Genomic DNA, 13,918 nt, shown 5'->3' on the forward strand with positions numbered 1-13,918 from the left:
CGGCACGGGGCATAGGCAGCGCTTCCATGCCAGCTTCCCTGATCCTGACCCATCTCTTGCTGGCCCTGGTGCTGGTGGCCCTCTCGGCAGGGGTGGTGCGGGCGATGATCCGCTGGCCGATCCTCGATGTGCCCAATGCGCGCAGTGCGCATACGGTGGTGACGCCGCGTGGCGGCGGGCTGGGGCCGGTGGTCGCCTTCATCTTCGGCATGTTGGCGCTGTACCAGAGCGCCGATGTGGCCCGCATCGCGGAGCTTCCCTTCCTCGGCGTGATTCTGGCGGCGGTGGCCATCGCGGCCGTGGGGCTGCTGGATGACATCCGCAATCTTTCGGCCGGGCTTCGGCTGCTGTGCCAATTCGGCGCCGCGATGGTGGCGGTGCTGACGGGGCTGGTGCTGGAGCGGCTTTCGCTGCCGGGAATCGGCACGGTGGAGCTCGGCTTCCTCGGCGTGCTGCTGACGCTGTTCTGGATCATGGGCTGCACCAATGCCGTGAACTTCATGGATGGGCTGGATGGCCTGGTGGCGGGGACGCTGGTGATTGCCTGCGCGGCGCTGGGGGTCATCGCGCTCAGCCTGGGGGGTGGGTTCATCTATGCGGCCTCGTTGTTCCTGACCGCGGGCTTCCTGGGGTTCCTGCCCTTCAACCTGCATCGCGCGCGGATCTTCATGGGCGATGTGGGCAGCCAGTTCGCGGGGTTCATGCTGGCCATCCTCGCGGTGGCGGCGGCGGGGTTCGAGGACAGCCAGGTGAGCTTCCTGATCGTGCCGCTGCTGATCTTCGGGCTGTTGTTCGATGCCGGCTTCACCCTGCTGCGCCGGGCGCTGATGGGTGAGCGGCTGGGGGCGGCGCACCGGACGCATCTCTACCAGATGGCCCAGCGCGCGGGTGTGCCCGTGCGGGGGGTGGCGGCCCTGCATTGGGCCTTCACCCTGTTCCATGCGGGGCTGGCGGTGTGGTTCCTGAATGTCCCGGCCGAGATGAAGCCGCTGGTGGGGCTGCCGGCGCTGGCGGTGCAACTGGCCTGGGCGGGCTATGTGATGCTGCGGATGCGGCGCGCGGGGCTGGGGTTTTCGTAGCTGGGTGACGGCTTAGCGAGAGGGCTTTGCCCTCTCGCGCTCTCCCACCAAGAAACCCGGTTTCTTGGATCTTCGGACTGTCACATGGCACGGGTTTGACCAGGTGGTTCTTGGGGGGGGGGGCGCGCCCCGCAGCAACCGCGCCAGGCTACAGCGCCTGCAGGCGGTCATACTGGGCCCGCGTCCAGCCCACATTCTCATTGTGCAGCGGCACGCAGGCGGCGCGGAAGGCGGCGCGGTCGGGCTCCTGCACGGTCTTGCCCTGGGCGCGGAACCAGGCGGCCAGCTCCTGCTCCTGGCTGCGGATGGCGGCCCCGCAGCGATCGGCGGCCTGGGCCAGGACCTCGCGGAAGATGGCGCGGTCCCCCTCATTGAGCCGGCGCATGGTGCCGCTGCCGATGATGGTCAGCAGGCTGTCCGTGATGTGGCCGGTGATCGAGATGTGGCTTTGCACCTCATAGAATTTCTTGGCCTGGATGGTGGGCAGCGGGTTTTCCTGCGCATCCACCGTGCCGTTCTGCAGGGCCAGATAAACCTCGGCGAAGGCGATGGGGGTGGCATTGGCGCCGACCGCGCGGGCGAACATCAGGAAGGAGGGCGCCTGGGGCACGCGCAGCTTCAGGCCGCGCATGTCGGTCGGCTGCATGATGGAGCGGTTCGCCGTCACCATGCGGTCCCCGTAATAGGTCAGCGCCACGGCGTGGTGATTGGTCTGCCGGTCATAGGCGGCGACCAGCTCGCGGTGCAGGTCACTGGCGCGGTAGGCCTGGAAATGCGCGTAGTCGCGCAGGGCATAGGGCGCGTGGGAAATCGCCAAGGGGCGGTAGCTGGCGCCGGCGAAGGCGACGCCGGTGTAGATGAGATCCACCGTGCCGAGCGTCAGGCCCTGATTGATCTGCGGCTCATTGCCCAGCGCCGAGGCGGCGAAGACCTCGATATTCCAGCGGCCGCCGGTGCGCTGCTGGATCTGGCCCGCGGCCCAGACGGCCTCGGTGTGATAGGGCTCGGCCACCTCATACACATGCGCCCAGCGCAGGCGGGTGCCTTGGGCGATGGCGGCGTTCGAGACGAAGGGGGCGGCGAGGGCGGTAAGCCCGAGCGTACGGCGGCTGATCATGGGGACTTCCTCGGTTGGTTTTTTATGGCGCGGATGCTGCCGGTTTTCATGCAGCTTCCGCAATGGGGAATCGCACGGCAGGATGCGGGAAAACCCAGGGAGAGACCGCCATGGATACCCACGTGATCCGCCTGCATGAGGAAGATGGCGTGGTGATCGCCCGCCGGGCGCTGCCCGTGGGCACGCCCGTCGCCCCCAATGTGGTGGCGCGGGCGCGCATCCCGGCGGGGCACAAGGTGGCGGTGCGCGGCCATGCGCCGGGCGAGGAAATCCGCCGCTACGGGCAGATCATCGGCTTTGCCACGGCGCCGATCGCCCCGGGCGAATGGGTGCACACGCAGAATTGCGGCATGGGCGATTTCTCCCGCGACTACGCCTGGGGCGTGGATGCGCGGCCGACCGAGCCGGTGGCGGTGCCCGCGCATTTCCAGGGGATCCTCCGGGCCGATGGGCGGGTGGCGACGCGCAACTACATCGGCATCATCACCAGCGTGAATTGCTCGGCCCATGTGGCGGATCTGATCGCGCGGAGTTTCACGCGGAACCCCTTCACCGATGGGCCGGACCCGCTGGCCGCGTTCGGCGCGGTGGATGGCGTGGTGGCACTGACCCACAAAACCGGCTGCGGCATGACGGAGGGCGAGCCCTTGCGCGTGCTGCGCCGCGTTCTGGCGGGCTTCGCGCGGCATCCGAATTTTTCGCACGTCATCGCCATCGGGCTGGGGTGCGAGGTGAACCAGCTGGGCGGCCTCTTGGAGGAACAGCGCCTGGCCGGGCGGCTGCGGACGCTGAACATCCAGGAGAGCGGCGGCACGCGGAAGACGGTGGAGGCCGGGATTGCCTTCGTGAAGGAAGTGCTGGGCGAGGCCAATGCCGCAACCCGCGTGCCGGTGCCGGCGAGTGCCTTGAAGGTGGCGCTGCAATGCGGTGGCTCGGACGGGTATTCGGGGATTACGGCCAATCCGGCGCTGGGGGCGGCGTCTGATCTGGTGGTGCGGCATGGGGGGACGGTGATTCTTTCTGAATCGCCGGAGACCTATGGGGCGGAGCATCTGCTGACGCGCCGCGCCGTCTCGCCCGAGGTGGGGCAGAAGTTGGTGGATGTGATGCGCTGGTGGGAGGAATACACGGCGCGCGAGGGGGCGGAGATGAACGCCAACCCCTCACCCGGGAACAAGGCGGGCGGGCTGACGACCATCCTGGAAAAGTCGCTCGGCGCCATGGCCAAGGCGGGGACGACGAATTTGGTGGATGTGGTGCGCTATGCCGAGGAGGTGCGGGAGGCGGGCTTCGTCTTCATGGACACGCCCGGCTATGACCCGGTGGGGGCGACGGGGCAGGTGGCGGGTGGGGCGAACCTGATGTGCTTCACCACGGGGCGGGGCAGCGTGTTCGGCTGCAAGCCCGCGCCCTCGCTCAAGCTGGCGACCAATACGGCGATGTTCCAGCACATGGAGGAGGATATGGATATCAATTGCGGGACGGTGCTGGACGGGGGGGAAAGCGTTTCCGAGTGCGGGGAACGCATCTTCCGGCATATGCTGGCGACGGCCAGCGGGGCGCCCACGAAAAGCGAGGCGCTGGGGTTTGGGGATGCGGAGTTTGCGCCCTGGGTGTTGGGGGCGACGATGTAAGGCATGGCGCTACCGGACGATTTCCTGCTGGTCTTGCAGAAACTGGCTGACGCCTTTGAGGCGCTGCGCCGGAAAACGGGTGAATCCGCTGTCCTCGTCGGCGGGGCCGCCGTCGAGCTTTACACGGGCGGGGCCTACAGCACGGGCGACTTCGACGTGCATGTCACGGATGCTGGAGCCTTTCGTTCGTTCCTCGAAGAGGTTGGGTTCATTCGCGAAGATCAGATCGGGTATCTCAAGAATTTCTGGTATCTCCCGGAAGTGGCCTGCTATGGCGTGCAAATCGTCAGTGGCCAATTGTTTGATGGCCGATGCGAGAGGACGCGCATCCGGTTCTTGACCACGGAGTCCGGATCGTCTTTTGCCTTGCCGCCGGTGGAAGACCTGATCGCCGATCGGCTCGGGCAATACGCGGTGGCGAGCCCGACGGATGACAGCATGCTTCTGCAAGCGCGGCTGCTGCTTTCGCTTGCGGAGGAGATTGACCAACCCTATCTGCGAAAGCGCGTTCAAGACGAAGGTGGGGATATCTCCCTGCTGGCGCTGGATTAAGGAGGCGGCGATGCGCACCACCAGCCTGTCCGACTTCCTGGCCCGAAGGGACGCCCGGGCGAAGCAACAGGGCCTTGTGTTCACGGCCGAGATGAGGGAAGCCCTACAAAACAAGGGCGCCCGGCGCACCGCCGAGAAGCGCGCCGCACTGCGACGTATCGAAGAGCGTTGCGCCGAGGCCGGCGTGAAGCCTTTGAAGGCGCAATACTAACCCACCCGGCTAGGCACCCGCCCCACCCCTGGCTAGCCTCGCCGCATGCAAGAAAAACTCACCGTCCTCGAACCCGAATCCCTCTACCCCGACACGCTGCTGGAACAGCGCGTGATGGGCGACACCGTCCGCATCCTCCAGGGCAACGCCAAAAAGGCCCTGATCGAACTCCCGGATGAGCTCTGCGCCCAGGCCGATGGCCTGATGACGCTGCGCCTCGCCGTCCCGAAGGAGGCGCTGGCGAAATTCCCCAAGCTCAAGGTCGTGATCCGCATGGGTGTCGGCTATGACCGCGTGGACCGCGCCTATTGCGCCGAGCGCGGCATCATCGTCTGCAACGTGCCCGATTACGGCACGCAGGAGGTGGCGGATACCGCCATCGCGCTCGCCGTCTCGCTCCGCCGCGGCCTCGTTCTGCATCATGACGCGCAGCGCGGCACGCCGCCCGCGCCATGGGGCGTCCTGCCCAACCGCATCGTCCGCCGCTTCGAGGTGCAGCGCTTCGGCATTCTCGGCCTCGGGCGCATCGGCACGGCGGTGGCGCTGCGGGCCAAGGCGCTCGGCTTCAAGGTGCTGTTTTTCGACCCGGCCTTGCCCAATGGCGCGGACCGCGCCATCGGCGTGGAGCGGGTGGAGAGCCTGGATGCGCTGATGGCGCAATCCGATGTGCTTTCCATCCATTGCCCGCTGACGCGCAACACGCGCGGCCTGGTGGGGGCGCGGGAATTGGCGCTGCTGCCTCAGGATGCCGTGGTGGTGAACACCGCGCGCGGCCCCATCCTGGATATGGACGCGCTGGAGGGCGCGCTGCGTTCCGGCCACCTGGCCGGCGCTGGCCTGGATGTGATCCCGGTCGAACCCCCGGTCGAGCCCATTCCGGCCCTGCTCGCCGCCTATCGCGCGCGCGAGCCCTGGCTGATGGGCCGCCTGGTGATCATGCCCCACGTCGCCTTCCACAGCCCCGAAGCCTGGGACGACATCCGCCTGAAATCGGCCGAAACGATGCGCGACGTCCTGGTCCGCGGCCTCCGCACCAACGTCATCCCGCCCGAGTCAGACTAACGAAGGTGCAGGAAACGAGTTTCCTGCCGGGGTGAAGGGGCAGCGCCCCTTCCTCCTCGAAGCCACCCCAAGGCAAGAGATCGCGCCTCAGCCCTGGGCCGCTTCCCGCCTGCGCCGCTTGCGCTCCGCCTTGGCCGCGGCAAGCTCCGCGCCGGTGGCGAGTGGCGGGGCAGCGGGTTTCTTGCGGTCATAGAGCAGGCTGTCGGCCCGCACCGCGGCTTCGATCTCGGCCACGCGCGCATCGGTCACGGGGATGCCGGCCACGCTGGCCAGGGTGCGGATGAAGTCGCCCTGCTTGCGGATCGCCTTGTCGAAGGAGACCAGCACGCATTCCCGCTCCGTCCCGGCCAGGAATTGCACCATGCGCTGGGCGTAGAGGATGGAGGCCATCATGCCCCCCACCAGCTCCGGATCACCGCGATTGACCTTGCGCATGGCGATGGAGAGCGGGTCCTTGAAGACCATCACATAGATCGGCCGGCGGACCAGGCGGTCCACCACATCGAAATGCTCGACGATGGCGGGCAGCTTCCAGCCCCAGAGCGGATGCGCCGCTTCCCGCGCGCGGATGGTCTCGGTCAGGCGCACATGGCCTTCATCCGGTTCCTCGCCGCGCAGCAGGAAGCGCAGCGTGCGGTCCTCATAGCGCGGCGTGTCCTTGCCGAGGGGGATGCCCAGGTGATGCGCCACGCTGGCGACGAAGGTGGTGCCGCCGCGCGGATTGCCCGTCAGCAGCACGGCGCGGCCGATGCCCGCATCCGCGCCCTGGAGCGAGGCGCCGCGATTCAGCACCACGCAGCTTTCACCAACTTCCATCTCGGCCTCCGGATTCATGGGACATCAAAGGCAAGGGAGGGGTTTCGCGCAAGACGGCCGCCGCCCTCACGCCGCGTCCGGCACACCGCGGGTGATGGCCGAAAGCTCGGCATTGATGTCCCAGAGGACGGCGCGGATGTCGCTCGCGCCGCGGGCCGCCACGCGGGCGCTGTGCATGGCCTGATAGGCCTCGGCATGGGCGCGCGTCGTGAAGGCATAGAGCCCGCCGGCGCGGCCGGCCGCCGCATCCTCCGTCCAGATTTTCCAGACGAGGCCGGGCGTCTCCTCCGCGATGGTCTGCGCGAGGGGGCGGAGCAGCGCGTTGCGCTCTGCCCCCGGCGCCGGATAGGGCGGCGGGGCCGTGGCGAAATCCATCTGCAGGATCACGCGCGCGGGCCCCGCCATCCGCTCAGCCCTGATAGGCGACGGTGCGGGTGACCTGCTCGCCCAGGCCCTCCACGCCGACGCGCACTTCCTGCCCGGCCTTGAGGAACCAGGGTGTCGGCTTCTTGCCGAGGCCGACGCCAGGCGGTGTCCCGGTGAAGATCACATCGCCCGGGAACAGCGTGATGCACTGGCTGACGTAGCTGACCAGCGTCTTCACGCCGAAGATCATGGTCTTGGTGCTGCCATCCTGCTGGCGCACGCCATCCACATCGGCCCACATGCGCAGGTTCTGCGGGTCGGGCACCTCATCCTTCGTGACCATCCAGGGGCCGAGCGGGCCGAAGGTCTCGAAGCCCTTGCCCTTGTCCCAGGTCGGGCCGCGTTCGGCCTGCCATTCGCGCTCGCTCACGTCATTGCCGACGGCGAAGCCGGCCACGTGGTCCATCGCGGCCTCCTCCGTCACGTAGCGGGCGGTGGTGCCGATGACGATGCAGAGTTCGCATTCCCAATCGGTCTTCACCGAGTTCTTGGGGATGATGATGTCGTCATAAGGGCCGTTCAGCGCGCCGAGCGACTTGATGAAGACGATGGGCTCCTTCGGCACGGCGGCCCCCGTCTCGGCCGCGTGGTCGGCGTAGTTCAGGCCGATGCAGATCAGGTTCGTCATGCCCGTGACGCAGGAGCCGATGCGCGGCGAACCCGTGACGGCCGGCAGCGTCGCCGGGTCCATGGCGGCGAGCTTGGTGAGCACGCCGGGGGCGAGGGCCGCGCCATTCACATCGGGGATGACGCCCGAAAGATCGCGGATGGTGCCGGATGCATCGAGCATTCCGGGCTTTTCCTGGCCCTTGGGGCCGTAGCGGAGCAGTTTCATGGGGCGTTTCCTCCTGGAGAGACGCCCCGGATACTGCCCGCAAAACGATCTGGCGCGAAGGGCTGCCCCTCAGCCCTCCATGCGGATCGGCGTCAGATCCTGCATCCAGCTTTGCGCCTGGGTGAAGTTCTTGACGCGGCGGGACAGGCCGCGCGGATTGGTGTCATGCACCACCCAGAGCCACATCGCCTGGTCCACCAGGCGGCTGTGCAGCCTCGCCAGGACGCGGTTCTGCGCCTCGATCTCGAAGGTGTTGCGCGCTTCGACGATGAGCGCATCGGCCTCTGGGTCCTGGTAATTGCCCCAGTTGAAGCCGCCGCGGATGCGGCCCGCGCCATAGGCCGGGCCGAGCAGGCCGATATCGGGGTCCCAGAAGGCCCAGGAGTTGTTGTTGGCGTGCAGGCCGCGATTCTCCGGCGCCTCGGCTCCCGCACGGCGGCGGCCGCGCAGTGCCTCCCAGTCCATCACCTCGAATTCCAGCTCGATCCCGACATCGCGGAAATTCTGCTGGATCGCCTCGTTCATCGGCATGGGCTGCATCTGGCCCGAGCCGGTGGGGGCCACGATGAATTTGGTGCGCACAGGGTTGGCCCGGCTGAAGCCCGCCTCAGCCAGGAGGCGGCGGGCGCGGTCCGGATCGAAGCCGATCTGGAAGGTCGGGCTGCCGAACCAGGGATGCCCCTCGGTCACCATGCCCTTGGCCGGCAGCGCGAGGCCGCCCAGCATCTGCACGAGCCCGCCGCGGTCAATCGCCAGATTCGCGGCCTGCCGCACGCGAAGATCGCGGAAGGGCGAACCTTCGACATAGGAGAGCTGGTGGCACCAGATATGCGGATAAGCATTGGTCACCACCTGGTGCCCGGCGGCGCGGATGCGCGGCACCGCATCGGGCGGCGGGGCCTCGATGAAATCCACCTGGTTGGAGAGCAGGGCGGCCACGCGCGTCAGCGCGTCCGGCATGGGGATCAGCGCCAGCCGGTCATGCTGCGGAATGCGCGAGCGGTCGAAATGCCCGGAATTGCGGACCAGCTCCAGCCGCTCCCGCGGCACGAAGCGGTCGGCGATGTAGGGGCCGGTGCCGGAGGGGCGCTGCGCGAAGCGCTCCCAGTTGCGGCCCAGCTCCTCGAAGCGGGCGGGCGAGGAGTAGAACAGATTGGCCATGAGATAGGGGAAGACGGCGTCCACCGCCTTGGTCTCGATCTCGATGGTCATCGGGTCGCGCACGCGCCAGCGCTCGATATTGCCGGCATAGAGGCTGCCCTGGGCGGATTGCGCGCGGTCGAATTGCGGGGCGTCACGGTCGAGCAGCTTGCCGAGGTTCCAGGCGACGGATTCCGCGGTGAAGGCGGAGCCGTCATGGAAGCGCACGCCGGGGCGGATGCGGAAGATCCAGAGCTTCTTGTTCTCGCCATCCACCGCCCAGGATTCGGCGAGGCTCGGCCGGAGCGAGGCGGCGCGGTCGGCGCGGGTCAGGTCCCAGGCGATCAGCGGGTCATACAGGGTGTAGCCGAGGAAGCGGTTGCCTTCCGCACCCTGGCTCGGCTGGCCGGTGGTGAAGGGGATGTCCGCCACGGTCATGCCGACGCGCAGCGTGGTGGGCGCGGGTGTGGTTTGCGCTTGCGCGGCGGGGGCGGCGGCGAGGGCGGCGCCCGCCGCCAGAAGGTCACGGCGATGCATGGATCAGGCTCCTTCGAAGCGTGGCGCGGCGTTCCTCGCGGATGAGGCTGGCACGCGCCCGCCCCCCCCGCAACCGCCGCTTCCCGCGCTGGCCGGGAAAGGGCAGGATGGGGGCATGGAAACACGCCCGAAAATCCTGATCCTCGGCGCTGGCATCATGGGGCTGTGCACGGCCTGGGCGCTGCTCCGGCAGGGCTTTGCCGTGCATGTCCTGGACCAGGTGCCACCACCCAACCCGGCCGGCGCCTCGGTGGATCACCACCGCCTGATCCGCCACGCCTATGGCACCCAGCGCGGCTACATGCGGATGGTGGATGAGGCCTATGCCGCCTGGGACCGCCTTTGGGTGGATCTGGGCGAAGTGCTGCACATCCAGACCGGCGTGCTGGCGCTGGATGACACGGCGGGCGACTGGGTGCGGCAGACGCGGGCCGCCCTGCGCGCGGATGGCCGCGCGCATGAGGATCTGACCGCGGCCCAGGTGGCCGCGCGCTTCCCCTATCTCTCGGGCGAGGGCATCACCGATGCCTTCTTCTGCCCCGCCGGCGGCGTGCTGCTGGCCGAGCGCATCGTGGCCGCCCTTGCGCGGCATGTGGAGGCGCAGGGCGCCGTCATCGAAGTGGCCCGCGCCACGCAGCTCGATCCGGCGCGGGCGATGGTGACGCTGGAAGGTGGGGCCGCGCGCTCGGCCGATCTGCTGGTGGTGGCGGCCGGCCCCTGGATTCCGCGCCTGCTGCCCGAGGTGGCGCGGCGCGTCACCCCCTCGCGCCAGGTGGTGGTGCGGCTGGATGCGCCGTCCGCGGCCTGGAAGCAGGCGCCCATGCTGCTCGACCTCGCGGCCGAGGGCGGCTTCTATCTGGTGCCGCCCGTGGCCGGCACGCCGATCAAGATCGGCGATCACAGCTTCTCCCGCCAGGGCCATCCGGATGATGACCGCACGCCCGACAGCCGTGAGGTGGAGCGCATCCTGGCCCTCGCCCGCAAGCGCGTCCCGGGCATCGAGGGCTTCGCGCGCCTGGGTTCCGCCACCTGCTTTTACGACGTGGAGCCGGATGAGCGCTTCGTGATCGAGCCCCTGGCGCCGCGCGCCTGGGTGATGTCCGGCTTTTCCGGCCATGGCTTCAAATTCGGCGCGGTGCTGGGCGAGCGCCTGGCCCAGGCCATCGCCCAGCCCGAAACGGCCGCGCGCCTGCCCGCCTGGGCCGCCGGCGATGAGGTGATCCCCGCATGAGCACGACGCAAACCGAAGACATCCTCTTCGCCCTGACCCGGCTGCACGCCCTGCCGGATTGCGGCCTGGGCGAGGATGACATCGCCGCCCTGCTGGAGGAGATGCGCAAATTCACCGAAGGCGTGATCGAGCCCGGGCGGCTGGAAGCGGACCGCATCGGCGCGCGTTTCGCGGATGGCGCGGTGACCTGCCCGCCCGGCTATCGCGCGGCCTATGCCGCCTGGGTCGAGGCCGGCTGGCAGGGGGTTGCGGCCGGTGAGGAGCATGGCGGGCAGGGCCTGCCCTTCGCCCTCTGGACCGCGATGTCGGAGTTGTTGGCGACCGCCGACATGGCGTTTTCGCTCTGCCCGCTGCTGACCTGCGGCACGATCGAGGTGCTGGAGAAATACGGCACGCCCGCGCAATCGGCGAAATGGCTGCCGGAGCTGATCAGCGGGCGCTGGAACGGCACCATGTGCCTGACCGAGCCGCAGGCGGGCAGTGATCTCTCGACGGTGCGGACGCGCGCGGAACCATTGGGCGATGGCCGCTACGCGCTGCATGGCCAGAAGATCTACATCACCTATGGCGCCAATGACCTGGCCGCCAATACGCTGCATTTCGTGCTGGCGCGGCTGCCGGATGCACCCCCCGGCTCGCGCGGGATCAGCCTTTTTGCCACGCCGACGATCCTGCCGGATGGCACGCTGAATGCCCTGCGTTGCGGCGGCATCGAGCACAAGCTCGGCATCCATGGCTCGCCCACCTGCACCATGCTGTTCGAAGGCGCCGTGGCCGAGTTGATCCATGAGCCGCATCGCGGCCTGCCGGCCATGTTCGCGCTGATGAACAATGCGCGCCTCCAGGTCGGCGTCGAAGGTGTGGCCGTGGGCGCGCGCGCGCTGCATCTGGCCCAAGCCTATGCGGCGGATCGCATCCAGGGGGGGCGGCCCATCGCCCGCCACCCGGATGTGGCGCGCATGCTGGCCGAGATGCGGGCCATGACGCTGGCCGGGCGCTTCCTCGCCTATGAGGCGGTGATCGCGGCGGATCACGCGAAGCAGGGCGACACCGAGGCTGAGGCGAAGCTCGCCTTGCTCACCCCCATCGTGAAGGCCTGGTGCACCGATCGGGGCGTGGAGGCGGCCAATCTGGGCGTGCAGGTGCATGGCGGCATGGGCTTCGTGGAGGGCAGCGGTGCGGCGCAGGTGCTGCGCGATTCGCGGATCGCGCCGATCTATGAGGGCACCAACGGCATCCAGGCGCTGGACCTCGTCACCCGCAAATTGCCGCGTGACCAGGGGGCGCTGCTGCGCCGCATGCTGGCCGAAGCGCGCGCCACGGATGCGCGGCTCGGCCCCGCGTTGGATGCGCTGGAGGCGGCTACCCGCTGGATTCTCGCTGCCCCCGCGGAGGAGGTGGCGGCCAGTGCCTCGGCCTATCTGGAGGCTTGCGGCTGGGTGCTGGGGGCGGCCCTGCTGGCCCGCGCCGCCCGGCTGGATGCGCGCTATGCCCCCATCGCCGAATTCTACCGGACCCGCCTGCTGCCCCGCGCCCAGGCCCATGCGGCCGAGGTCACCGGGGCGGCGGAGGTGCTGGCACTGATCCCGGCCTGAGTGACCGGCATGTCGCCAAAACGCCACAATTCGGGGCCAAGCGCCCGGACTTCCAGGACACAGGGACTTGCGCGATTGACGCAACGCAGCATCTTGTCCCGATCACAAGACACTCAACAGGCATGAACGCACCTCTTTCCTCCCCTTCGCCCCGCCGCTCGCGCCCGCATGTCGCCGTCATTGGCGCCGGCCCCGGGGGACTTGCGGCCGCGATGCAATTGGCCGCCTCCGGCGCCAAGGTGACCCTGTTCGAGAAGGATGGCGTGGTGGGCGGTCGCACCCGCACCCTGACCTCGCCCGAGGGGTATAAATTCGACCTGGGGCCGACCTTCTTCCTCTATCCCCGCATCCTCAAGGAAATCTTCGAGGCCTGCGGCGCGCGGCTGGAGGAGGAGGTGGATCTGATCCGCCTCGATCCGCAATACCGCCTGATCTTCGAGGGCCAGCCCAACATCACGATTGATGCGACGGGTGACCTCGATCAGATGGAGCGAAATATCGGCAGCTTCGCGCCGGGCGATGTGGCGGGCGTGCGCCGCTTCATGACCGAAAACCGCGAGAAGCTGGCCGTGTTCCGGCCCTTCCTGGAGCGGCCCTTCCTCTCCAATGCCGACATGGTCGGCGTGGATATCCTCAAGAGCATCCCGCAACTGCGCCCGCACAAGCAGGTGGACCAGGATCTGAAGCGCTACTTCAAGGATCCGCGCACGCGCCTCGCCTTCAGCTTCCAGACCAAATACCTCGGCATGTCGCCGTTCAAATGCCCCTCGCTCTTCACCATCCTGAGCTTCCTGGAATATGAATACGGCGTGTATCACCCGCGCGGCGGCTGCGGCGCCGTTAGCGACGCCATGGCCCGCGTGGCCGAGCGCCTGGGCGTCGAAATCCGCCTGAACACGCCCGTGGACAAGATCACCTTCGCCGGCCGCCGCGCCGTCGGCGTCGAGGTTGGTGGCCAGCACATCGCGGCCGATTCCGTGGTGCTGAACGGCGATTTCGCGCATGCCGTGCCCAAGCTCGTGCCCAATTCCATCCGCAAGGCCTGGTCCGACCAGAAGATCGAGAAGTCGCGCTATTCCTGCTCGACCTTCATGCTCTATCTCGGCATTGAGGGGACATACCCCGATCTCGCGCACCACAATGTGCTCCTGGCCGAGGAATACCAGCGCAACATCCACCAGATCGAAAGCGGCGAATTGCCGGATGTGCCGAGCCTTTATGTGCAGAACCCCTGCGTGACCGATCCGAGCCTGGCGCCGGCCGGGCATTCGGCGCTGTACATGCTGGTGCCCGTGCCCAATCTGCGCCACGGGGCGGATTGGAGCGTCGAAGGGCCGCGCTACCGCGACATCGCCATCCAGCGGCTGAAGACGCTGGGGCTGCATGATATCGAATCCCGCATCCGCTATGAGCGCGTCGTCTCCCCGCAGGATTGGCAGGATGAATTCTCGGTGGGGTATGGCGCCACCTTCAACCTCAGCCATGACCTGATGCAGATGCTGAGCTTCCGGCCGCGCAACCGCTTCAATGACACCCAGGGGCTCTATCTGGTGGGTGGCGGCACGCATCCGGGCTCCGGCCTGCCGGTGATTTATGAGGGTGCGCGCATCACCGCGCGCCTGATCCAGGAAGACCTGGCGTTGACGCCCCAGCCGGCCCTGACGCCCGCCACGGAGATTTGAC

The 13,918-nt window shown here is 68.2% G+C and carries 13 protein-coding genes; 8 read left to right on the forward strand and 5 right to left on the reverse strand.

Features of this window, described 5'->3' with window-relative positions; translation table 11 throughout:
• Positions 1–26: 26 nt before the first annotated feature.
• Positions 27–1,079, forward strand: a complete 1,053-nt coding sequence (locus LHU95_RS04650) for a glycosyltransferase family 4 protein (protein ID WP_248710216.1) — start codon at positions 27–29, stop codon at positions 1,077–1,079.
• Positions 1,080–1,227: 148 nt separating this feature from the next.
• On the opposite strand, the gene LHU95_RS04655 is transcribed toward LHU95_RS04650, so the two are convergent.
• Positions 1,228–2,196: a sialic acid TRAP transporter substrate-binding protein SiaP gene (locus tag LHU95_RS04655; protein ID WP_248710217.1), complete on the reverse strand. Its 969-nt coding sequence runs from the start codon at positions 2,194–2,196 to the stop codon at positions 1,228–1,230.
• 110 nt (positions 2,197–2,306) lie between these two features.
• Here LHU95_RS04655 and LHU95_RS04660 point away from each other — a divergent pair, with 110 nt between their 5' ends.
• Genes LHU95_RS04660 through LHU95_RS04675 form a run of 4 tightly spaced genes read left to right on the forward strand, consistent with a single transcriptional unit; the run spans position 2,307 to position 5,655 of the window.
• A complete protein-coding gene (locus tag LHU95_RS04660) occupies positions 2,307–3,830 on the forward strand; it encodes an altronate dehydratase family protein (protein WP_248710218.1) in 1,524 nt (507 codons plus the stop codon).
• A gap of 3 nt (positions 3,831–3,833) precedes the next feature.
• A complete protein-coding gene (locus LHU95_RS04665) occupies positions 3,834–4,382 on the forward strand; it encodes a hypothetical protein (protein WP_248710219.1) in 549 nt (182 codons plus the stop codon).
• 10 nt (positions 4,383–4,392) lie between these two features.
• Entirely contained in the window at positions 4,393–4,593 is a 201-nt protein-coding gene (locus LHU95_RS04670; protein WP_248710220.1) for a hypothetical protein, read from the forward strand.
• Positions 4,594–4,638: 45 nt separating this feature from the next.
• Complete coding sequence (locus tag LHU95_RS04675) at positions 4,639–5,655, forward strand: C-terminal binding protein (RefSeq protein ID WP_248710221.1); 1,017 nt, start codon at positions 4,639–4,641, stop codon at positions 5,653–5,655.
• Positions 5,656–5,742: 87 nt separating this feature from the next.
• Here the strand turns inward: LHU95_RS04675 and LHU95_RS04680 are convergent, their stop codons facing one another.
• The 4 genes from LHU95_RS04680 to LHU95_RS04695 form a co-directional block, all read right to left on the reverse strand.
• The gene (locus tag LHU95_RS04680; RefSeq protein ID WP_248710222.1) at positions 5,743–6,489 is read right to left on the reverse strand and encodes a hypothetical protein; all 747 of its coding nucleotides are present in this window, start codon (positions 6,487–6,489) and stop codon (positions 5,743–5,745) included.
• A gap of 48 nt (positions 6,490–6,537) precedes the next feature.
• Entirely contained in the window at positions 6,538–6,876 is a 339-nt protein-coding gene (locus LHU95_RS04685; protein WP_248710223.1) for a YdhR family protein, read from the reverse strand.
• Positions 6,877–6,880: 4 nt separating this feature from the next.
• On the reverse strand, positions 6,881–7,732 hold the full coding sequence (locus tag LHU95_RS04690) for a fumarylacetoacetate hydrolase family protein (protein ID WP_248710224.1): 852 nt from the start codon (positions 7,730–7,732) through the stop codon (positions 6,881–6,883).
• 69 nt (positions 7,733–7,801) lie between these two features.
• The gene (locus LHU95_RS04695; protein ID WP_248710225.1) at positions 7,802–9,409 is read right to left on the reverse strand and encodes an ABC transporter substrate-binding protein; all 1,608 of its coding nucleotides are present in this window, start codon (positions 9,407–9,409) and stop codon (positions 7,802–7,804) included.
• A gap of 115 nt (positions 9,410–9,524) precedes the next feature.
• On the opposite strand from LHU95_RS04695, the gene LHU95_RS04700 reads away from it, so the two are divergent.
• The 3 genes from LHU95_RS04700 (at position 9,525) to crtI (ending at position 13,917) form a co-directional block, all read left to right on the forward strand.
• Complete coding sequence (locus LHU95_RS04700; RefSeq protein ID WP_248710226.1) at positions 9,525–10,640, forward strand: FAD-dependent oxidoreductase; 1,116 nt, start codon at positions 9,525–9,527, stop codon at positions 10,638–10,640.
• Positions 10,637–12,235, forward strand: a complete 1,599-nt coding sequence (locus LHU95_RS04705; RefSeq protein ID WP_248710227.1) for an acyl-CoA dehydrogenase family protein — start codon at positions 10,637–10,639, stop codon at positions 12,233–12,235. Before LHU95_RS04700 ends, LHU95_RS04705 begins: the two co-directional genes overlap by 4 nt.
• A 122-nt stretch (positions 12,236–12,357) precedes the next feature.
• Complete coding sequence (gene crtI, locus LHU95_RS04710; protein WP_248710228.1) at positions 12,358–13,917, forward strand: phytoene desaturase family protein; 1,560 nt, start codon at positions 12,358–12,360, stop codon at positions 13,915–13,917.
• Position 13,918: the final 1 nt, after the last annotated feature.

This window comes from Sediminicoccus sp. KRV36 (genome assembly GCF_023243115.1).
In the GTDB taxonomy this organism is placed as follows: Bacteria; Pseudomonadota; Alphaproteobacteria; order Acetobacterales; family Acetobacteraceae; genus Roseococcus.